The sequence below is a fragment of the Frateuria sp. GZRe14 genome (assembly GCF_051900395.1).
GTDB classification, from domain to species: Bacteria; Pseudomonadota; Gammaproteobacteria; order Xanthomonadales; family Rhodanobacteraceae; genus Frateuria_A; species Frateuria_A edaphi.
The window spans coordinates 265,781-286,021 of the sequence record NZ_JBHZGJ010000002.1 but is presented as its reverse complement, the minus strand read 5'-3'; the positions used below and the strand labels follow the sequence as shown (position 1 = coordinate 286,021).

The 20,241-nt window shown below is 69.5% G+C and carries 20 protein-coding genes; 9 read left to right on the top strand and 11 right to left on the bottom strand.

Annotated elements, in window-relative coordinates; translation table 11 throughout:
- Window position 1: 1 nt before the first annotated feature.
- Genes ACFWZ1_RS15570 through ACFWZ1_RS15535 form a run of 8 tightly spaced genes read right to left on the bottom strand, consistent with a single transcriptional unit; the run spans window position 2 to window position 7,385 of the window.
- A complete protein-coding gene (locus ACFWZ1_RS15570; RefSeq protein ID WP_439667103.1) occupies window positions 2-1,135 on the bottom strand; it encodes a hypothetical protein in 1,134 nt (377 codons plus the stop codon).
- Entirely contained in the window at window positions 1,132-2,052 is a 921-nt protein-coding gene (locus tag ACFWZ1_RS15565; protein WP_439667102.1) for a glycosyltransferase family 2 protein, read from the bottom strand. Before ACFWZ1_RS15565 ends, ACFWZ1_RS15570 begins: the two co-directional genes overlap by 4 nt.
- Entirely contained in the window at window positions 2,049-3,299 is a 1,251-nt protein-coding gene (locus ACFWZ1_RS15560) for an O-antigen translocase (RefSeq protein ID WP_439667101.1), read from the bottom strand. Before ACFWZ1_RS15560 ends, ACFWZ1_RS15565 begins: the two co-directional genes overlap by 4 nt.
- Entirely contained in the window at window positions 3,296-4,408 is a 1,113-nt protein-coding gene (locus tag ACFWZ1_RS15555) for a DegT/DnrJ/EryC1/StrS family aminotransferase (protein WP_439667289.1), read from the bottom strand. Before ACFWZ1_RS15555 ends, ACFWZ1_RS15560 begins: the two co-directional genes overlap by 4 nt.
- 14 nt (window positions 4,409-4,422) lie before the next feature.
- Entirely contained in the window at window positions 4,423-5,355 is a 933-nt protein-coding gene (locus tag ACFWZ1_RS15550) for a GNAT family N-acetyltransferase (protein ID WP_439667100.1), read from the bottom strand.
- Window positions 5,342-6,295: a hypothetical protein gene (locus tag ACFWZ1_RS15545; protein ID WP_439667099.1), complete on the bottom strand. Its 954-nt coding sequence runs from the start codon at window positions 6,293-6,295 to the stop codon at window positions 5,342-5,344. Before ACFWZ1_RS15545 ends, ACFWZ1_RS15550 begins: the two co-directional genes overlap by 14 nt.
- Before the next feature lie 2 nt (window positions 6,296-6,297).
- Window positions 6,298-6,963, bottom strand: coding sequence for an acetyltransferase (locus ACFWZ1_RS15540; RefSeq protein WP_439667098.1), 666 nt, complete (start codon window positions 6,961-6,963; stop codon window positions 6,298-6,300).
- The gene (locus ACFWZ1_RS15535; RefSeq protein ID WP_439667097.1) at window positions 6,948-7,385 is read right to left on the bottom strand and encodes a sugar 3,4-ketoisomerase; all 438 of its coding nucleotides are present in this window, start codon (window positions 7,383-7,385) and stop codon (window positions 6,948-6,950) included. Before ACFWZ1_RS15535 ends, ACFWZ1_RS15540 begins: the two co-directional genes overlap by 16 nt.
- 448 nt (window positions 7,386-7,833) lie before the next feature.
- Between ACFWZ1_RS15535 and ACFWZ1_RS15530 the strand changes: the two genes are divergently transcribed.
- The 7 genes from ACFWZ1_RS15530 (at window position 7,834) to ACFWZ1_RS15500 (ending at window position 13,503) form a co-directional block, all read left to right on the top strand.
- On the top strand, window positions 7,834-8,358 hold the full coding sequence (locus ACFWZ1_RS15530; protein ID WP_439667288.1) for a cytochrome b: 525 nt from the start codon (window positions 7,834-7,836) through the stop codon (window positions 8,356-8,358).
- A 46-nt stretch (window positions 8,359-8,404) separates the two neighbouring features.
- A complete protein-coding gene (locus ACFWZ1_RS15525) occupies window positions 8,405-9,742 on the top strand; it encodes a cytochrome C (protein ID WP_439667096.1) in 1,338 nt (445 codons plus the stop codon).
- Between the two features lie 55 nt (window positions 9,743-9,797).
- The gene (locus tag ACFWZ1_RS15520) at window positions 9,798-10,190 is read left to right on the top strand and encodes a c-type cytochrome (protein WP_439667287.1); all 393 of its coding nucleotides are present in this window, start codon (window positions 9,798-9,800) and stop codon (window positions 10,188-10,190) included.
- A gap of 46 nt (window positions 10,191-10,236) precedes the next feature.
- Window positions 10,237-10,944, top strand: coding sequence for a hypothetical protein (locus ACFWZ1_RS15515; RefSeq protein ID WP_439667095.1), 708 nt, complete (start codon window positions 10,237-10,239; stop codon window positions 10,942-10,944).
- 80 nt (window positions 10,945-11,024) lie between these two features.
- Window positions 11,025-11,609: an RNA polymerase sigma factor gene (locus tag ACFWZ1_RS15510; protein WP_231321814.1), complete on the top strand. Its 585-nt coding sequence runs from the start codon at window positions 11,025-11,027 to the stop codon at window positions 11,607-11,609.
- Entirely contained in the window at window positions 11,606-12,223 is a 618-nt protein-coding gene (locus tag ACFWZ1_RS15505) for an anti-sigma factor family protein (RefSeq protein WP_439667094.1), read from the top strand. Before ACFWZ1_RS15510 ends, ACFWZ1_RS15505 begins: the two co-directional genes overlap by 4 nt.
- Window positions 12,220-13,503, top strand: coding sequence for a S8 family serine peptidase (locus tag ACFWZ1_RS15500; protein ID WP_439667093.1), 1,284 nt, complete (start codon window positions 12,220-12,222; stop codon window positions 13,501-13,503). Before ACFWZ1_RS15505 ends, ACFWZ1_RS15500 begins: the two co-directional genes overlap by 4 nt.
- 90 nt (window positions 13,504-13,593) lie before the next feature.
- Here ACFWZ1_RS15500 and ACFWZ1_RS15495 read toward each other — a convergent pair whose 3' ends face one another.
- The 3 genes from ACFWZ1_RS15495 to polA all read right to left on the bottom strand — a co-directional run bounded on the left by ACFWZ1_RS15495 (window position 13,594) and on the right by polA (window position 19,218).
- Window positions 13,594-15,885, bottom strand: coding sequence for an ATP-dependent DNA helicase (locus ACFWZ1_RS15495; RefSeq protein WP_439667092.1), 2,292 nt, complete (start codon window positions 15,883-15,885; stop codon window positions 13,594-13,596).
- 57 nt (window positions 15,886-15,942) lie between these two features.
- Window positions 15,943-16,161, bottom strand: coding sequence for a hypothetical protein (locus ACFWZ1_RS15490; RefSeq protein WP_231321809.1), 219 nt, complete (start codon window positions 16,159-16,161; stop codon window positions 15,943-15,945).
- 330 nt (window positions 16,162-16,491) lie between these two features.
- Window positions 16,492-19,218: a DNA polymerase I gene (polA, locus tag ACFWZ1_RS15485; RefSeq protein ID WP_439667091.1), complete on the bottom strand. Its 2,727-nt coding sequence runs from the start codon at window positions 19,216-19,218 to the stop codon at window positions 16,492-16,494.
- A 96-nt stretch (window positions 19,219-19,314) separates the two neighbouring features.
- Between polA and ACFWZ1_RS15480 the strand changes: the two genes are divergently transcribed.
- Both ACFWZ1_RS15480 and ACFWZ1_RS15475 read left to right on the top strand, forming a co-directional pair.
- Window positions 19,315-19,776 (top strand): DUF2782 domain-containing protein, encoded by a 462-nt coding sequence (locus ACFWZ1_RS15480; RefSeq protein WP_439667090.1) that lies wholly within the window; start codon window positions 19,315-19,317, stop codon window positions 19,774-19,776.
- 7 nt (window positions 19,777-19,783) lie between these two features.
- Window positions 19,784-20,215, top strand: a complete 432-nt coding sequence (locus tag ACFWZ1_RS15475) for an EamA family transporter (RefSeq protein ID WP_231321806.1) — start codon at window positions 19,784-19,786, stop codon at window positions 20,213-20,215.
- Window positions 20,216-20,241: the final 26 nt, after the last annotated feature.

The window sequence follows — 20,241 nt, the reverse complement described above, 5'->3', positions numbered from 1 at the left end:
CTCAGGTCGGGTGGATCGAAAGCGTGGGGGCGCGCACAGGCAGCCACGCGGCGAACAACTGCAGCAGCAGGCAAAGCGCGATGAAGTCGACGTTGGTCCAGATGAAAGCCTGCGGCGCGAACGGCGCCATCAGGCAGACGTAGGCCATGCGCAGGAAGACCAGCAGCCCGAACAGCGACACGTTCGGCCACAGCCGGCGCACGCTCCACTGCAGCCACAGGTACAGCGCGAACACCGCCGCCGCCGCGCCCGCCGGGCCCCAGGCCATCAGGAACGGGAAGAACTCCGTGCCCACGTTGACCGTCGGCGAATCCAGTGGAATGGACGTGCCGGCGGTCGCCACCGAGCCGCTCAGCGGCACCGTCTGGTGGATCAGGAAGCTGGCGTCCAGGTAATGCTTCGCCTCGATCGCGCCGAAGTTGTACGGCCCGGCGCTGATGTAGAGCAGCAGCCACTTGATGCCCTGCGGCGAGGCGCGATACAGGCCGCCGAAAGGCAGCGTCAGGCCCTCCAGCGGACCGGAACGGAGCATGCCCAGCACAGAGAACACGGTGGCGCCGGCCAGCGCGATCAGCACGATGCGCTTCCACGGCAATGGCGCGTGTTCGTCCCGCCGCAGCACGATCACCAGCGCCAGCGCGAACAGGCCGTTGAGCAGGCGGTTGCGGTCGATCACCAGGATCGGGAACAAAAGGCCCGCGACCACCAGCGATCGGCGCAGCCAGCGCTTGCGCGCGCACAGGAGCCCCACCGGCGGCAGCACCCAGCACATGTCCGAGATGTGCCGGATGTGCTCGCGTCCGCCCTCCATCGTGGCGTAGGCGCGTGGATCGTCCACCAGCGCGACCGGGAACAGCAGCAGGTCCAGCAGGCAGAAAGCCAGCACGGCGAGCGCGAAGGCCAGCGCGACAAACCCCTCGCGCGTGCCGGCGTACTCGCGCAGGCGAAAGCGCGCCAGCGGTGGCAACCGGTTGCCCGTCACCAGATCGAGCAGCAGCACCGCGCCGGCACAGCTGGCCAGCAGCGTGATGCCCTCGCCGTAGCCTTCGGGCAGGTCGTAGGTGAGCAGCGTCACCGCGCAGGCGAACAGCAGCGGCAACGCGAGCCAGAGGGAAGGAAAACGCAGCAGCGTCATGCGTGCCTCGCGAGGGTCGGCGGCGCCGCCAGGCCGGTACGGGCGAGCGCGGCCAGGGCGAGGTAGGCGGCCATGTGCCAGGACAGTGCGATGGGCTGGCGCCGCAGGAAGGCGATCTTGGCGCCGATGTAGTGCGCCTGTGCCTTGAGCAGGATGCGGTCCGCGCCCTCGAACAGACGCGCGTGGCGCAGGGCGACGTGGCGCGATTCGACCAGGTTCGACACGCGCGTGGCGACGTGCCGGGTCTTGCTCAGGTTGGCCTCGTGGACGCGGTAGGCGCACACGCGCACGTCGATGAAGCCCAGCGCGTCGCGCGCGGCCAGGCGCAGGAAGAAATCCCAGTCGTCGATGTGCAAGCCCTCGGTCCAGCCGCCGACGCGTTGCAACGCGTCGCGACGCAGCAGCACCACCGCGCCGCCGACCGCCCATTGGCCGATCACCGCGCGACGGATGCCGGCGTCGGTGCGATAGAGCCGCTTGTCGGCACGGTGCAGTCCGCACATGCCGCTCTCGTGCAGGCATCGGTCGTGCTGGTCGATGACGATCGAATCGCCGACCACCGCCTGCTTGCCTGGGTGGGCCTGCAGGTAGCGCACCTGCGCTTCCAGCCCGCCGGGCAGGAAATAGTCGTCGCTGGCGCCCAGCCGCAGGAACTCGCCCCGCGCCAGCGCGGCCAGTTCGTTGAGCGTGGCGGCCACGCCCTTGTTGGGGCGGCGCAGGAAGCGCACGGGAATCTCGCGCGCATGCCGCGCGACCCAGGCCGCGATGCGCTCGCCGGTACCGTCGGTCGAGCCGTCGTCGATGATCACCAGCTCCTTCGCCGGCCACGGGTCTTCCAGCACGCTGTCTAGGCAGCGCTGCACGAAGCGCTCGTGGTTGAACGCGGGGATCAGGACCGAGACCAGCGGCGCGCTCATAGCCGCTCCAGGTAGCGTCGCGCCACCACCAGGGTGAAGCCCAGGTACAGCGCATAGTTGGCGCTGAAGGCGTACACCGCGCCGACCAGCCCGAAGCGCGCGGTGAGCAGGTGCACCAGTACCAGGTAGCCCAGCGCGAACACGCATTCGGAGGCGACGAACAGCCGCGTCATCGCCTTGGCCAGCATCACGTAGGAGGGCACGAACGAGGCGATCTTGATCACGTCGCCGATCAGCTGCGGCCCGTACAGCGTGTTGGCCAGCGCGAAGTCGCTGGTGAACAGGAAGCGGGTGATCCAGCCGCGCCCGAGCCAGACCGCCAGCGCCAGTGCGACCACGACCGGCATCAGGAATCGCCAGCCCTGGAACAGCTCGTGCGCCAGCGCGTCGCGCTCGTGCGTGGCGGCGAGCTTGGGCAGGTAGTAGATGTTGATCGCCGCGGTGAGGAACAGCAGGTAGGCGTCGGACACCCGCGTCACCGCCTGCCAGTAGCCGACCTCGGTCCAGCCGAACTGCGCGGCAAGGTGCTGGCGTACGGCGATGTTCACCAACGGCGAGAGCACCGCCGAGCTCAGCGTCATGATCGAGAACGCCGCCAGCCGCGCGGTCATCTCGCGATCGAAGCGCGCCTTCCACATGCCGGGGCGGAAGTAGGGGCTGCGCCGGAACGCCGGCAACCCGATCGCCAGCCACAGCACCTGGCCCAGGATCAGTGCCAGCAGCGCGCCATACAGGTGCAGCCACGCCGACAGCACCAGCGCCACGGTGATGCTGATCGCCGAACCCGTGACCTGCACCAGTGCCAGGCGCTGCACGTCCATGAAGCCGTTGATCACCGAGAGCAGGTAGTTGACCAGCGCGATGCCCAGCTGCGCCACGGCCAGCGTGCGAATCAGGCCCTGGTAGCGCGCGTCGTCCAGCAGCCACAGCGCGAGCGGCCGGCTGCACAACAGGGCCAGGCAGCCGATCAGGCAGGAGGCGCACAGCGCGTACCACAGCGCCGAGGCGAGCAGGCGGGAAAGCCTCGCCGGGTCCTCGCGGTACTCGGCCACGTATTTCACCAGTCCCGCGCTGATGCCGCCGCCGGCGAGCACCGCCAGCAGCGACATCAGGCTCATGAACTGGCCCAGCTTGCCGATGCCCTCGGGCCCGGCGAACGAGGCGACCAGCTTGACCACCACCAGCGCCGCGAGCAGCCGCGCCGCGGTGGCGGCGGTGGAGTAGAGGCTGGCGCGGGCGATGTTCATGCCGGGCTCCGGAATGCATTGACCGCGGCGATCACGCGTCCGGCGTCGGCGTCGGCCAGCGTCGGACCGAGCGGCAGGCTGAGCACTTCTTCGTGCAGGCGCTCGGTCAGCGGCAGGTGCACGTCGAGCAGTCCGGCGTAGGCCGGCTGCCGATGCGGCGGCACCGGGTAGTGCACCTGGGCCTGGATGCCGCAGGCGAGCAGGTGGCGCTGCAGCGCGTCGCGGTGGCGGCAGCGCAGCACGAACAGGTGCCAGGCGTGGGCGTCCTCGCGCGCCACGAACGGCAGGACGATGTCGGGATGGCGGATGCCGTCGAGGTAGCGCCGCGCGACCTGCCGGCGCAGGCGGGTGTCCTCGTCGACGTAGCGGAGCTTCACCCGCAGCAGCGCGGCCTGCAGTTCGTCCAGCCGCGAATTGGTGCCGCGCAGGCGGTGCTGGTACTTCACCTCGGAGCCGTAGTTGCGCAGCGCCCGGACGCAGTGGGCGAGGGCGTCGTCATCGGTGGTGACGGCGCCGGCGTCGCCCAGCGCGCCGAGGTTCTTGGTGGGGAAGAAACTGAAGCCGGCCGCATCGCCGAAGGCACCGGCGCGGCGGCCGTCGAACGCAGCGCCATGCGCCTGCGCGGCGTCCTCGACCAGCAGCAGGCCGTGCCGCCCGGCGAGCGAGCGCAGCGCTGGCATCTCGGCGAGCTGGCCGTACAGGTGCACCGCCATGATCGCCCGCGTGCGCGGACCGATCGCCGCTTCCACGCACGCCGGATCGAGATTGAAGCTGGCCGGGTCCGGTTCCACCGGGACCGCCACCAGCCGGTTGCCGGTGATCGCCAGGAAACTGGCGATGAAGGTGTTGCCGGGCACGATCACCTCGTCGCCTTCGGCCAGCCGGCCCAGCTCGATGTAGCCGCGCAGCAGCAGTGCCAGCGCATCCAGTCCGTTGCCGACGCCGATCGCGTGGCGCACGCCGCACCAGCCGGCGAACTCGCTTTCGAACGCGGCCAGTTCCTCGCCCAGCACGTACCAGCCCGAGTCGATCACGCGCGCGGCCGCGGCCTTGAGCTCGTCGGCGTGGCGGGCGTTGACCGCCTCGAGGCTCAGGAACGGCACGTCGATGCGTGGCATTTCCATCACAGCGGCCACTCGTAGAAGTCGTGCACCACGGCGCGCGCGCCGAACCGTTCCTTCTGCGTCACCAGGCCGCCGTTGAGCACGCGGCCGTCCTGCTCGGTGGAGACGCCGAAGCTGAAGTAGTGGCGGTCGGCATACACGCTGCCGATCAGTTCGCCCAGCAGCAGGCTGAGCGCGCAGGTGCGCCGGCCTTCCTCGGAGGTGGCCAGGTACTGCGTGTGCACCACGCGGCCGAAGTCGTAGACCAGCGCGCCGGCCTGCAACTCGCCGCCGACGTGCGCGGTGTACAGCAGGATCTGCCGCGGGAAGCGCGACTGCAGCAGGCGCAGTTCGTCCAGGCTGTGCGTGGGGGTCGCCTCGTGGCGCTTGAGCACTTCGCTGAGCAAGGCGTGGAAAGCGGCCAGGTCGCCGCCGGTTTCGATGCGCACGCCGGCCTCGCGCGCGTGGCGGATGTCGCGCCGGCGCTCGGCGGAGAAGCGGTAGCCCTCGCGCAGCGCGACCACGGAAGAGAGGTCGCGACGCACCAGATGGGCGCCCAGGCGATGCAGCGCGTACAGGTCCTCCTCGGCGGGGTAGGCGTGGAAGACCGACGGCACCGCCTTGTAGAGCACGCGGCGCATGCCGGCGGCGCGGTAGTGCGCGGCCATCTGCGTGAATACCGCCAGCGTCGTCTCGGCGCGTAGCGCGGCGGTCGACAGCAGGCCGGCGTAGGTGAGGCCGCCGTGGCTGGTGACCACGCGGCCATCGCGGCTGGCGGGAAATGCGGCGACCGGTTCGCCGTCGCGCTCGACGATGAGCGAGCAGTCGGTGAAGCGCTCCGCGTGGTAGTCCATGTAGCCGCGCCGATGCAGCAGGTTGCCGGTGCGCGAGCGCGCCACCAGCGCGTCCCAGGCCACCGCATCGGCTGGCGCGTAGGGCCTAAGCCTGAGCATGGGCGGCACCTGCGCGCACATGCAGGCGCGCCTCGGCCACGCCGAAGCCGTCCACGCCCATGTCGTTGCCGTTGTAGAACATCAGCAGCCGGTCGCGCTGGGGCAGCAGTGCCGGGTAGCAGATCGTGCGCGAATCCCAGCCGCTCCCGGACAACGAGAGCCCAAGGCTCTCGTCGCGCCGCTCCCACGCGAGGCCGTCCTCGCTCATCGCGACGCCGGGGAAGTACTCGCCGGTGCGGTTGCCGCGGGTGAAGTACATGACGTAGCGGCCGTCCAGCCGATACACCCGCGGCCGGCCGATGCGGTACTCGCTGCCGCGCGGCAGCAGGCACACGTGGTCGGCGCGCGGGATCGCATCGAGGCTGGCCGCTTCCGCGTGGCGGATGTGGTAGCGCGGGAAGGGCCTGCCGTCGATCTGTTCCCAGTCGTCGCCGACGGCGTACCAGAGCCGCCAACGGCCTTGTTCGTAGTGCGCCGAGTGCACGGCGGCGATCGTGCTTCGGCCGGGCGCGCGGTCGAGGATCGGCGTCTCCTGCACGCGGCGGAAGTGCTCGCCGCCGTCGCGGGACACCGCAAGTCCGGTGAAGGCCAGGAACTTGGCGCGCGCCACGCGCTGGAAGCCGACGTAGAACAGGTGCAGCCCGCTGGGGGCGCGGACGACGTCGCCCAGGATCATGCCGTTGTCGTCGAAGCAGCCGCCGCGGCCGACGTCCAGCACCGGCTCGCGGCTGACGCCGATCACCACGGTCGGATCGTCCGCGCGCAGGTCGACGTAGCCGATGCGGCTGACGCCCTCGAGGTCGCGGAAGCCGGCGTAGACGCGGATGCGTTCGTCATCGAGCGCCACGGGCGTCGGCGTCAGCGCGGAGTGGCGCATCCACGCGCCCACGCTGCGCCGCGCGGTGTCGAACACCAGGCCCTTCTTCTGCCAGGCGAACATGGTTACAGGCTCACGCCGAAGCTGGCGCGGTTGGGCATCGCCTTCGCCGGCGAGCCGACGTAGACACGCCCTGGCTCGGTATCGCGGGTGACCAGCGCGCCCGCGCCGATGACGTTGTAGGGCGCGACCTTCACGCCGTCATTGAAGGTCGCGTTGACGCCAATGAAGCTGCCTTCGCCGATGCGGCAGTAGCCGGAGATCACCGCGTGGGAGGACACGAACACGTGGTCCTCGATCACCGTGCGGTGGCCCACGTGGTTGCCGCTCCACAGCACGCAATCGTCGCCCACGCGCACGAACGGCTGGATCACGTTGTTCTCGAAGATGAAGCAGTTCTCGCCGATCTCGGCGTTGCGCCAGACGAAGGCATGCGAGCTGACGTAGGTCGCGAGCCTGTAGCCGCGGTGCTTCGCTTCCAGGTAGAAGCGCCGGCGCAAGCGGTTGAGCTGGCTGGCGGGGATCGCCACGAACAGTTCCACCTCGCCGGGCGGGTAGTGCTCCTCCAGCGTTTCCCAGGGCAGTACCGGGCGGTCGGCCAGTTGCGGCTGCACGAGGTAATCGCGCTCCACGCTGAAGGCGAGCACGTCATAGTCGCTGTCGTGCTGGAAGTATTCGCAGGCGATCTGCGCGAACTCGCCGGCGCCGACGAGGACTAGCGGTCGAGACATGCCACCAGCCCCGCCGGGTAGAGCTCGGCGTTGACCTCCTTGAGGAAGAGGTCGTAGTCGGTGATGTAGTCGTCCGGGTCGTAGGGCTGGTCGGCCAGCACCATCAGCACGCAGTCGTCGCTGAAGTCGTACAGCTCGCGCCAGACCATGCGCCCGAGCAGCAGCCCCTGCGAGGGATCGTCCAGCACCACCTCGGTCGGGCCGCTGCCGTCGTCGAGCATGAATTTCACCGAGCCGCGCACGGTGATCGCCAGCTGGTTGAGGTGGCGGTGTGCGTGGCGCCCGCGGTGCACGTTCTCGCGGGTCGCGAACAGGTAGTACACGCGGCGGATCGGGAACGGCACGTTCCGCTCCGGCTCCAGGGCAATGAGCATGCCCCGGTGGTCCCCGTGCGACTGCAACTGGATGCGCTTGATGTCCATGTCCTTCGGCCAACGGATGCGTCGTGGACGACTCACCTCGCTTAAGTGCCGGGCGGTTGGCGGAAGGTTGGGTTCGAGTGGGTGGATGCGGGCGCCTTCGAGCCCTCTCCCGGGAGAGAGGGAGGAAAAGCAGTCGGCGATTGAGCGTGCCTCGCATTGCTCTGAGCCATCTCCCCGGTGGGAGAGGGAGCGCGGCGGTCGGCGATTTCGAGGACTTCGCGCTCTTGAGGCTCTCCCCGTCGGAAAAAAGCGAGCGCGGCAACCTTTCGCGGATGGCCGCGCACTCATTCGCCTGAAACCTCCCGCCTCCCGGCGCTGCCGCGACCGGCGGTTCACGACCAACCGCAATACGAAACAGGGGCTCATGGCAGCGGCAGACGACAAGGCCGGCATCGACGGTGGGGGCATCGCGGGCCTGATCCCGCCCCGGCTCGACACGGCGCCGACGATGGCCCGGCCGCGCGCACTGGTGGGACTGCACTGGCTCACCGTGCTGAGCCTCGTGCTGGCGGCGGCCGTAATCCTGGCCCGCACCCTGATCGACGCCCGCCCCTTGCGCAATGGACTGCTGGACGTCCATCGCCACCTGGGCCTGTGCGTGCTCGGCCTTTTCGCCGTGCGCATCGTGCTGCGCTTCTGGTTGGGCCCGTTGCCGGAGCTCGCCCGATCCAGCCGGCCCATGCGCGCCGCGGCCGGGCTCAGCCACGCCGCGCTGTATGCCGCGATGCTGGGCCTGCCGCTGCTCGGCTGGCTGCTCAGCGACGCGCAGGGCAAGCGGGTGCGTTTCGCCGGACTTCCGCTGCCGCGCCTGGTGGCGCCGGATTTCGACCTGGCCGACCAGTTGCTGGCGTGGCACCAGGACGCGGCCTGGGTCCTGCTCGCGCTGGCCCTGCTGCATGTGTCGGCCGCGCTCTGGCACCACTTTGTGCTGCGCGATGCGGTGCTTCGCGGCATGTGGCCGAAGCGCCGTTGATCGGCAGCACATCTTTCGCCTGTTCCGGAAACCTCGAGGAGAACCCATGCCGTTCCATTCCGATCGCCCGACACAGCGGCGCGCGCCGGCTCTCGCGGGTTGGCTCGTGGTGCTGTTGCTGCTTGCGGCCAGCACGTCGGTGCAGGCGACCGCGGCGTTCGCGCGGCAAACCGGCTCGGCCTGCGCGGATTGCCATGCGGCCGCCTACGGCCCGTCGCTCACGCCCTACGGCATGCGCTTCAAGATCAACGGCTTCACCGAGACCGACGGCGAGGGCACCAAGCTGCCGCTGGCCGGACAGCTGATCGCCCAGTACAGCGACCGCAAGCGCGGCGACAGCTCGACCAACCTCACCGAGGCAGACCTCTATCTCGCCGGCCGGCTGACCGAGCACGTGGGCGGTTTCGTCAAGATCGAGGCCGACCACCAAGGTGATGGCGGCTACGCGACCAGGCTGAGCAACGTCGACCTGCGCTACGTGGCGTACGACCTCAAACTGGACGGGCGCGACCTGGTCCTGGGCGTGAGCGTGAACAACAACCCGGGCTTCGACGACCCGGTCGGTGCGCTGCCGGCGCCGGCCTACCTGGGTCCGCCGGGCGTCACCGGGACCCTGCTCAATCCGTCCAGCCCCGGTTCGCTTGCCCATCGCGTGGTCGGCGGAGGCGTCTACGGTTTCTACGACGCGCAGTGGTACGCCGAGGTCGGCAGCTACCGCTCGCTGGCGGTTTCGCAGCAGGATGACCTGGGCTACTCGCGCTCGGGCGACCCGGGACGGTTGAGCGGCACCGGTTACTTCCGCCTGGCGTGGATGAAGGACTTCAAGCGCCAGTTCTTCTCGGCCGGCGTCGTGGCACTGACCACCCAGCGACGCCGCCCGCGCAGCGCTTCGGCGGACGACATCACCGACCTCGGCTACGACCTCACCTGGCAGTACCTGGGCAACCGCGAGCACATCGTCCAGTTGAACTACGCGAACATCATGGAGCGACGCCATTACGGCAGCCCGCTGGCGGTTTCCGGACGGGTCGCGCCTGCGCATGCCACGGCGCACGACCAGGTGCTGACGGCCACGTACACCTTCCGCCAGAGCTATGGCATCAGCGCCACCTACCTGATGAGCACCGGCTCGCGCGATCCGGTGCGTTATGGGGCGCCGGGCGACCCGGCCACGACCAGCAACCTGCTCAGCCTGTACTGGACGCCGTGGGGCAAGGACGACGCCTGGACCACCGCCGCCAACCTCAAGCTGGCGCTCAGCTGGTTCCGCTTCACCCGGTTCAACGGCCGCCGTTCCAACATTTTCGGTGCGCCGCCGGGTGCGCCGGCCACGGACGCGTCGGACCTGAACGCGTTCTTCGTTTCCGCCAGCGTCATGTTCTAGCGCGGCACGCCGCGGGCGAGCCCAAGCGAGACATCAGGAGTGCTACGTGACCAAGCTGTTCCAGCGGCGCCGCCTGCCGCTCTTCGCCGTGGGTTGGCTGCTGCTGGGCACGCTCGCGGGTCCGCGGCCTGCGCTCGCCGGCGACGCCGACGCGGGCAAGGACGTGTTCCGTTCCGAATGCAGCGAATGCCACAGCATCCGCGCCGGGCGCAACAAGAAGGGACCCAGCCTGTCCGGCATCGTGGGGCGCCGTGCCGGTGCGCTGCCGGACTATCACTATTCGGACGCGCTACAACGCGCCGATTGGACATGGACGCCGGACAAGCTGCAGTGGTACCTCTCGCAGCCCGCGAAGCAGGCCAATCCGGGCACGAAAATGAAATACGATGGCCTGGATGACGCCGAGCAGCGTGACGATCTCATCCGCTTCCTGGGCACGGTGCACTGACCGGGTCCGGGGCCGGCTCGTCCCGTTTTCGCGGCCGGGCAGGGCGTTGCCGATCGGTCTTGCCGCGCTCGCGCTGGCCCTCCCGCGTGCGCCGCTGCACGCCCAGGCCGCGCCGTTCGGCGGCACGGTGGCGTTGACCTCGCAACTGGTCGATCGCGGCCTGCCGCTGACCTCCACCCGACCGGTCCTGCAGGGCGAGCTGCGCTGGGACGCGCCGAGCGGCTGGTCCTTCGGCGTAGCGGCGGCCAGCGAACTGCGTTCGACGCGGCTGGCCGAGGGCCTGCTGCACGTGGCGTATTCCTGGCCCGTGTCGACCAACTGGCAGATGCAGGCGAGCGCCCTCTACTACGACGCGCCCCGGCGCGAACGCGCGCGCGGCTATCAGCGGGTGGAGGCCGACCTGGCCTGGATCTACCGCGACATCCTCACCCTCAACCTGGCCGCGCGGCGCCCGGTCGGCAGCGCCGACGCACGCACCAACCCGCTGGCCGAGGCCAACCTGCGCTGGCCACTGACGCGCCATTTTTCGCTGCTGGCGGGAGCCGGCGCGGCGCGGTTCCAGCGGGGCTACGGCTATTACCGCTACTACGGCGAAGGCTCTGCGTATTACCGTTACGGCCAGGCCGGACTGGCGTGGAGCGGGGACCGCTGGCGCGTCGAGCTCGACCGCATCGCGACCGACGGTGCACCCCGCGCCCGGCGCGGCACCGGCGGCCTGTCGCCCTGGATGGCCTCGGTGTCCTGGTCCTTCTGACGCCTGGAGCCAACCTTTCCCGCCCGCATGGGCACCTACCGGGCAAATGGCCGCCTTCGCACCGGAGCCTGAGCCGTCCCATGAACGACACCGACACCCACGACGACGACACCGACCGCATGCTGCTCCAGCGCATGGCCGCGGGCGATCGCGGCGCGCTGGCGGTGCTCTATCGCAGTTACCACGGCCGGCTGTGCCGCTTCCTGTCACGGCTGACCCGACGGCCGGACGTGATCGAGGAAGTCATCAACGACTGCTTCTGGATCGCCTGGCAGAAGGCCAGCGGCTTCCGCGGTGACTCGCGCGTATCGACCTGGATCATGGGCATCGCCTACCGCTGCGGGCTCAAGGCCCTGCGCCAACACGGCGACGAGCCGATCGAGGACGACCCGGTGCGTGACGAGCGCGCCTCCGCGCACGACCCGGGCGAGGACCGCGAGCTGCGCGATTGGCTGGCCAAGGGCCTGGAACGGCTGTCGGTCGACCAGCGCGTGGTGGTCGAGCTGGTCTACGGCGTGGGCCACAGCCTCGACGACGTGGCGGTCATCATGCAATGCCCGGTGGGGACGGTGAAGGCGCGTCTTTTCTATGCGCGGGTGAAACTGCGCAACGTGCTGCCGGCGCTGGCGGGCGAGTCGATCACGCATCAAGAGAACGTGCCATGACATTTCCGAACAGGTGCGCCCGTGCCTGGGAGGCCATGCCCTGGGTCTTGCAGGGCACCGCGACACCGCAAGACAACGAATGGCTGAGCGAGCACCTCGCACACTGCGAGGCCTGCCGCACCGAATTCGAACAGCAGAGCCGGCTGCGGCTGGCGCTGACGCTGCCGGCCGACGTGGGGCTCGACCCCAACGCGGGACTCGATCGCCTGATGGCGCGGCTGGACCAGCCCGAACCGGCGGAGGCTTCGCGGCCCGCGCGCGCCAGCCCATGGCTGAGCCGGGCGCTGGTCGCGGCGGTGCTGGTGCAGGCGATCGGCATCGGTATCCTCGGCGCGAAGCTCTGGTCCGAAAACCCCGCTCCGGTCTACCGCACGCTGAGCCAGGAGTCTGCGCCGGTGATGCAGGGCTCGATCCACGTGGTGCCCGATGCCGGCATGAAACTGGCCGACTGGGACGCGCTGCTGCGCGGCCTGGACCTGAAGGTGGTCGACGGACCCAACGATGTCGGCGCCTACACGGTAGTGGCGGCCCGGGGCTCGGCGCAGGACACGCTCAAGCGCCTGCGCGCCGCACGGGGCATTCGCCTGGCCGAGCCTGCCGACGCCCGGCCATGACATGCCGCAACGCCGGTGTGTTCGTGCTGGCCGCACTCGCGATCGGCCTGGCCGGCTGTGCGTCGACCCGACCGGCGACGCGCGCGCCGGGCGATGTCGCGACGACCACCGGCGTCGCCTCGATGGACAGCGGGCGCGACATCGTCCTGGCCGTGGCCAACCCGCTCGATCCCCCGCCGATGCATGCCGGTTCGAGCCTGCTCGGCTACGCCGCGCCGGCGCATTACGGCGCCGGGCGGCGCGCCTCGGCCATGCTGACCGACCTCCAGCAGCGTTACGGCTGGACCGAAGTCGCCGGGTGGCCGATCAAGGCACTCAAGCTCTATTGCATCGTGCTGCAGCCACCGCCGGGCACCAGCCGCGAGGCGATGCTGCAGGCGCTGGCGAAGGATGAGCGCGTGGCGCTGGCCGAACCGCTGCACGAGTACGACACCTATGCGGACCAGGGGGCGCAGCCGCAACGCTACAACGATCCTTACGCGGACCTGCAGCGCGGTTTCGTCGAGACCGACGCCGCGCTCGCACACAGCGTGAGCCAGGGGCAGGACACACGGGTCGCCGTGGTCGACACCGGCGTGGACGTTGCCCATCCGGATCTCGAGGGGCGCGTGGTCGCCACGCAGAACCTGGTCAACGACGACGCGCAGGCCTTCCGCCAGGATCGCCACGGCACCGAGGTGGCCGGGATCATCGCGGCGACCGCCAACAACCGCCAGGGCATCGTCGGCATCGCGCCCGACGCGGCGATCAGCGTCTACAAGGCCTGTTGGTACGCCGGCGCGGACGCCCGCGGCGCGCGCTGCAATTCGTTCACCCTGGCCAAGGCGCTGGCGGCGATCATCGACACCGATGCCCGCGTCATCAACCTGAGCCTGGGCGGCCCGGCCGATCCCTTGCTGGGGCAACTGCTCGGGCAGTTGCTGGAGGAGGGTCGCATCGTGGTGGCGGCATTGCCGCCCAGCGGCACCCTGGGCGGCTTCCCCGACGACACGCCCGGCGTACTGGTGGTGCGCGTCACCGCCGACACGCCCGCGCCGGCCGGCGTGCTCGGTGCGCCAGGGCACGACATCCTCAGCACCGAACCGGGCGGGGGCTACGACTTCAGCTCGGGCTCCTCGATGGCCGCCGCGCACGTGAGCGGCATCGTCGCGCTGCTGCTTTCGCTCGATCCACGGCTGAGCGCGCAGGCGGTGCACCGGATCCTGCAGGACAGCAGCAAGCACACGCCCGATGGATTGCAGGTGGACGCCGCCGCCGCCGTGGCGCGCCTGCGGCGTTGACCCGAATGGGTAGCGCAGCGGCCGGCGTTTTCCCGTGGCCCGAATGTGGCGGTCGTGCCCAGGTGCGCTCCGACAAGGGCGTGATCCGGCCTACAGCGGCGTGAGGTTGGCGTAGGCAGCGACCAGCCATTTGCTGCCGCTGCCCGCGAAGTTGACCTGCAGCCGGGTGTGCGCGCCGCTGCCTTCGGCGCTGACCACCACGCCCTCGCCAAAGCTCGGGTGGCTGACGCGCTGGCCGAGCTTGACCGGCAGGTCTTCCTGCAGCGAGGTCGTCTCGGTGTAGCGGCCGGCGTACATCGGCCGGCTGACCTGCACGCGCGGGCGCACTTCGTCGACCAGTTCGGGCGGCATCTCGGCCAGGAAGCGCGAGGGGCGGGCGAGCATCTCGGTGCCATGCATGCGGCGCGATTCGGCGTGGGTGACCACCAGCCGTTCGCGCGCGCGGGTGATGCCGACGTAGGCCAGGCGGCGCTCCTCCTCCAGCCGGCTTTCGTCCTCGGTCGAACGCTGGCTGGGGAACAGGCCTTCTTCCATGCCGACCAGGAACACCAGCGGGAACTCCAGGCCCTTGGCCGAATGCAGCGTCATCAGCTGCACGCAGTCGTCCCAAGCCTCGCCCTGGCCCTCGCCGGCCTCGAGCGCGGCGTGGGAGAGGAAGGCGGACAGTTCGGTGAGGCCGGCCTCGACGTCCTCGGGCGTCATCGCGAAGCGGCTGGCGACGTTGACCAGCTCGTCCAGGTTTTCCACGCGCGCTTCGCCGTTGCCGCGGCTGTCCTTTTCGTAGTGGTCGCGCAGGCCGGTGTGGGTGATGGCGTGGTCCATCTGCTCGGCGAGGGTGAGGCCTGCGGGATCCTGAGCCCTGTCCCCTCCGGGGAAAGGGTTGGGTGAGGGGCTGTCCGGAGCGGGGGCTTCCGGCAAGCTCGACCCCTCGCCCCAGCCATCTCCCCGCACGGGAGAGGGAGCGAAGTCCCTGGCCATCTGGTCGATCAGCGCCAGGAAGGCTTTCACCGCGTTCTTCGCGCGGCCGGCCAGCTCGCGCCCATCGGTCAACTCGCCCAGCGCCGCCTCCCACATCGAACTGCCTTCGGCCCGCGCACGCCTGCGCAGCACGTCCAGCGTGCGGTCGCCGATGCCGCGCGGCGGGGTGTTCACCGCGCGCTCGAAGGCCGCGTCGTCGTGGCGGTTGGCGGTCAGGCGCAGATAGGCGAGCGCGTCCTTGATCTCGGCGCGTTCGAAGAAGCGCAGGCCGCCGTAGACCCGATAGGGAATGCTGCGCTGGCTGAGCTGTTCCTCGAAGTTGCGTGACTGCGCGTTGGAGCGGTACAGGATCGCGCAGTCCTTCGCGCTGCCGTGCTCGTTGACGTATTCGCGGATGCGCTCGATCACGAAGCGCGCTTCGTCCTGTTCGTTGTAGGCGGCGTAGAGCGCAATGCGCTCGCCGTCCTCGCCCGCCGTCCACAACTGCTTGCCCAGGCGCCCGCCATTGCGCGCGATCACGCTGTTGGCGGCCTTCAAAATCGTGGCGGTCGAGCGGTAGTTCTGTTCCAGCTTGATCGTGCGCGCGCCGGGGAAGTCACGCAGGAACTGCTGCATGTTCTCCACCTTGGCGCCGCGCCAGCCGTAGATCGACTGGTCGTCGTCGCCCACCGCGAACACCTTGCCGACATTTCCCGCGAGCACGCGGATCCACGCGTATTGCAGCGCGTTGGTGTCCTGGAATTCATCGATCAGCAGGTGCCGCCAGCGCTGCTGGTAATGCTCGAGCACGGCGGGATTCTTCAGCCACAGCTCGTGCGCGCGCAGCAGCAGTTCGGCGAAGTCGACCAGGCCGGCGCGACGGCAGGCCTCTTCGTAGGCCTGGTAGATCTGCACCAGCGTGCGGGTGACCGGGTGGTTGCCGTGCTCGATGGCGTCCGGGCGCTTGCCCTCGTCCTTCCAGCCATTGATCTGCCAGGTCGCCTGGCGCGGCGGGAACTTGGCCTCGTCCAGTCCCAGGCCCGCGACGACGCGCTTGATCAGCCGTTGCTGGTCGTCGGCGTCGAGGATCTGGAAGCCTTCCGGCAGCCCGGCCTCGCGCCAGTGCCGACGCAGCAGGCGGTGGGCGATGCCGTGGAAGGTGCCAACGGTGAGGCCGGTGGTGCCGCCGGGGATCAGCGAATCGAGCCGCGCGCGCATCTCGCCGGCGGCCTTGTTGGTAAAAGTGACGGCCAGGATGGCCCACGGCGGCACGCGCTCGACCTGGGTCAGCCAGCCGATGCGGTGGGTCAATACGCGGGTCTTGCCGGAGCCGGCGCCGGCCAGCACCAGGTAGTGGCCGGGCGGGGCGCAGACGGCTTCACGCTGCGCGTCGTTCAACGAGTCGATCAGGTACGAAACATCCATCGACCCATTGTACCGGCGCCTGCCAGGCGCGCCGCGCGAACGCGGCGCGCCACGGTCTTACCTTTTCTTGACGAAACCGCCGATGGTGAGCAGGCCGCCGACCACGATGCCGGCGATGCCCACCCACTGCGGCACCGCTTTCTCGTGCGTGGCCGAGATCTTGGCCGGCCCCAGCTGGGCCACGGTATCGGTCTGCGAGTAGCTGCCGTTGCCCAAGGTCACCCAGATGCCCGCGACCAACAGGATGATGCCGACGATGATGAGTCCTGCACGCATGAGCCGCCCTCCTCGGTTGAGTTCGGACCGATCTTAGCGGGCGCGGCCGTGAACGGGCGAAAAAAAGCCCCGAAGGCTAGGGGGAACCTTCGGGGCCGGGGATGGATGCGAAGCCCAGGGGAGAGGTTCGCATCCTGGTGGCCCGCTCAGGGAGGTGGACGGGCCGGCGGATGCCGTTGCGTGCATCCGGAACATTGGATGCGTCCGGGATAGGAAAGTTTCAAGGAGCCCGCCCGCGAGAGCCGGAACAGGTCAGGGTTCGTTCATTCGCAAGATCCTGCTCCCGCTTCCGTGCGGACAGAGGGCTGGGGTGAGTTCGAAAGCAGTGCGCTAGTGCGCCTGCTCCCAGTTCGCCCCGACGCCCACGTCCACCACCAGCGGCACGGCCAGCTCGGCGGCGCCCGACATGTGCTCGATCACGGCCTGGCGCATCGTGTCCACGGCGTCTTCCTGCACCTCGAACACCAGTTCGTCGTGCACCTGCATCAGCATGTGCGCATCGGTGCGGTCGCAGAGATAGGAGCCCATGGCGATCATCGCGCGCTTGATGATGTCCGCCGCGCTCCCCTGCATCGGCGCGTTCACGGCGGCCCGCTCGGCGCCGGAACGCAGCGCCTGGTTGCGGGCCTTGAGGTTTTCCAGGTACAGCCGCCGCCCGAAGATGGTTTCCACGTAACCGTCGCGATGGGCCTGCTCGCGGGTGGCGTCCATGAAGGCGCGCACGCCGGCGAAGCGCGAGAAGTAGCGCGCCATGTAGTCGCTCGCCTCGCCGCGGTCGATGCCCAGCTGCCGCGCCAGGCCGAACGCGCTCATGCCGTACATCAGGCCGAAGTTGATCGCCTTGGCCGCGCGACGCTGGTTGAGCGTGATGTCCTCCGGCGCGACACCGAACACTTCGGCGGCGGTGGCGCGGTGCACGTCGCCGCCGCTCTTGAAGGCGCGCAGCAACGCTTCGTCGCCGGACAGGTGCGCCATGATGCGCAGCTCGATCTGGGAGTAGTCGGCCGCCATCACCAGCCAGCCCGGCGGCGCGATGAAGGCGGCACGGATGCGCCGGCCCTCGTCGGTACGCACCGGGATGTTCTGCAGGTTCGGATCGGAAGAGGAAATGCGCCCGGTCGCCACCGCGGCCTGGTGGTAGCAGGTGTGCACGCGGCCGGTGCGCGGGTTGACCATGCTGGCGAGCTTGTCGGTATAGGTCGAGCGCAGCTTGGCCAGGCCACGGTAATCCAGGATCAGCCGCGGCAGCGCGTGGTCGTCGGCGATCGCCTCCAGCGCCTCCTCGTTGGTCGAGGGCTGGCCCTTGGGGGTCTTGAGCTTCGCGCGCAGGCCGAGCTGGTCGAACAGGATCGCCTGCAGCTGCTTGGGCGAGTCCAGGCTGAACGCGCAGCCGGCCTCCGCGTACGCCTGCTGCTGCAGCTCGTGCATGCGCTTGCCCAGCTCCTGGCTCTGCTTGCGCAGTTCGTCGACGTCGATCAGCACGCCCTTGCGTTCCATGCCGGCGAGGATCGGCGCCAGCGGCACCTCGATTTCCTCGTAGACACGCTTGAGCGCCGGCACGGTATCGAGCATCGGCTGCAGCGCCTCGTGCAGCCGCAGGGTGATGTCGGCGTCCTCGGCGGCGTAGCGGCAGGCAGTGTCCAGGTCGACCTGCGAGAACGGGATCTGCTTGGCGCCCTTGCCGGCGACGTCCTCGTATTTGATCGTCTGGTAGTGGAGGTAGCGGCTGGCCAGCGAGTCCATGTCGTGGCGCGTGGCGGTGGCGTTCCAGATGTAGGAGGCCAGCATCGAATCATGCTTCAGCCCCTGCACGCCGATGCCGTAGTGCGACAGCACGTTGATGTCGTACTTCGCGTGCTGGCCGAGCTTCGGCCGCGCCGGATCCTCGAACAGCGGCTTGACCGCATGCAGCACCTGGTCGCGATCCAGTTGCCAGGGCGCGCCGGGATAGTCGTGCGCGACCGGGATGTAACAGGCCTTGCCGGACTCCACCGCGAAGGACAGTCCGATCAGCTCGGCACGCATGGCGTCGATGTCGCTGGTTTCGGTGTCGAAGGCGATCAGCGGCGCCTCGCGCAGCTTGTGCAGCCAGTGCTCGAAGCGTTCGGGCGAGGTGACCAGCTCGTAGTCGCCGGGTTTCGCGGCAGCCGGTGGCGGCGTGGCCGGCGCGGGAGCGGCCTGCGGGGCGGGCGCGGGACCCGGTTCGCCGAGCGTTTCGGCATCCAGTTCCCTGAGTGCGGCCTTGAATTCGTAGCGGGTGAACAGCTCGCGCAACGTGGCCGTTTCGCGATCGCGCAGGGTGAGGTCGGTCGGGCCGTGCTCCAGTTCGAGATCGGTGCGGATGGTGACCAGCTCACGCGACAGCGGCAGCTTGGGCAGCGCTTCGCGCAGGTACTCGCCGATCTTGCCCCCGATCTTGTCGGCGTTGGCGATCACGCCGTCCAGCGAGCCGTACTCGGCCAGCCACTTGGCCGCGGTCTTCGGGCCGCACTTGGTCACGCCCGGCACGTTGTCGATGCTGTCGCCGGTGAGGCTGAGGAAATCGACGATGCGCTCCGGCGGCACGCCGAACTTGTCGGTGACGCCGGCGATATCCAGCGTGGTGCTGGTCATCGTGTTGACCAGCTTCACGTGCGGGCCGACCAGCTGGGCCAGGTCCTTGTCGCCGGTGGAGATCGTCACGTCGATGCCTTGCGCCGCGGCCGCCAGCGCCAGCGTGCCGATCACGTCGTCGGCCTCCACGCCGGGGACGCACAGGATCGGGAAACCCAGCGCGCCGACGATCGCCATCATCGGTTCGACCTGCGCGCGCAGGTCGTCCGGCATCGCCGCGCGGTTGGCCTTGTATTCGGCATAGATCTCGTCGCGGAACGTGCGCCCGGGCGCGTCGCAGACGAAGGCCAGGTACTCCGGCTGCGCTTTCAGCGTCGCGCGCAGCATGTTGACCACGCCGAACAGTGCGCCGGTCGCTTCGCCGCGCGCGTTGGTCAGCGGCGGCAGCGCATGGAAGGCGCGGTAGAGGTAGGAGGAGCCGTCGATCAGGATGAGCTGTGCCATCCGCCCATTCTCGCATGCGTGCCATGAGGTCGCGGTTCACCGGGCCGCGCCAGGGCCGCTGCTATGCTCGCGGCACATTTCCCCGGACCCGAAGCCATGAAGCTTTCCGCCGCGCTCGTCCTCGTCCCCGCGCTCCTGGCCGCGCCTGCTTTTGCCCAGACCACGCCGCCGCCGGTGAACGTGCCGCCGCCGCCGGGGATGAACGATCCGGGCGTCAAGGCGACCGTGCCGGCGCCGACCCAGAAGCCGGCCGCGACCCCGGCGCCGGGCAGTACCTCGCTGCTGCCGCGCAAGCCCGCGCCGATCCGGTCCGGCGAGCCGATGCCCGAGGTCAGCGTGCACCAGCAGGGCGAGAACGTGGTGCAGGAGTACCGTCGCAACGGCCAGCTCTACATGGTGGTGGTCACGCCGCCGAACGGCATCGCGCAGACCTACATGGTCGACCCGAGCGGCCGGCTGGTCGACGAGCACGGCCAGAAGCCCACGCGCCCGGTGATGTACAAGGTCCTGGAATGGGGCAAGTCCAAGCCCGCGCCGGCGTCCTCCACGGGCGACTGACCCGGCCATGGACCTGCGCCAGAGCTGGCTGCTGTTCGCGCTGGGCTCGGCGTTCTTCGCCGCCCTCACCGCGCTGTTCGGCAAGCTCGGCGTCGCCGGGATCAACTCCAACCTGGCCACCTTCATCCGCACGCTGGTGATCCTCGCCGTCACCGCCGGCATCCTGAGCCTGCGCGGCGAGTGGGCGCGTCCGGCGGGACTGCCCTGGCACAGCTGGATGTTCCTGGTCCTCTCGGGCGTGGCCACCGGCCTTTCGTGGCTTTGCTACTACCGCGCGCTGCAACTCGGACCGGTGAGCAAGGTCGCGCCGATCGACAAGCTCAGCGTGGCAATGGTGATCGTGCTGGGGCTGGTGTTCCTGGGCGAGAGACCCAGCCTGCCGGTGCTGGTCGGTGGCGGGCTGATCGTCGCCGGTGCAGTCGTCATCGCGTTGTTCTGAGGATGGCGGGCTTCAGCCCGCCAACC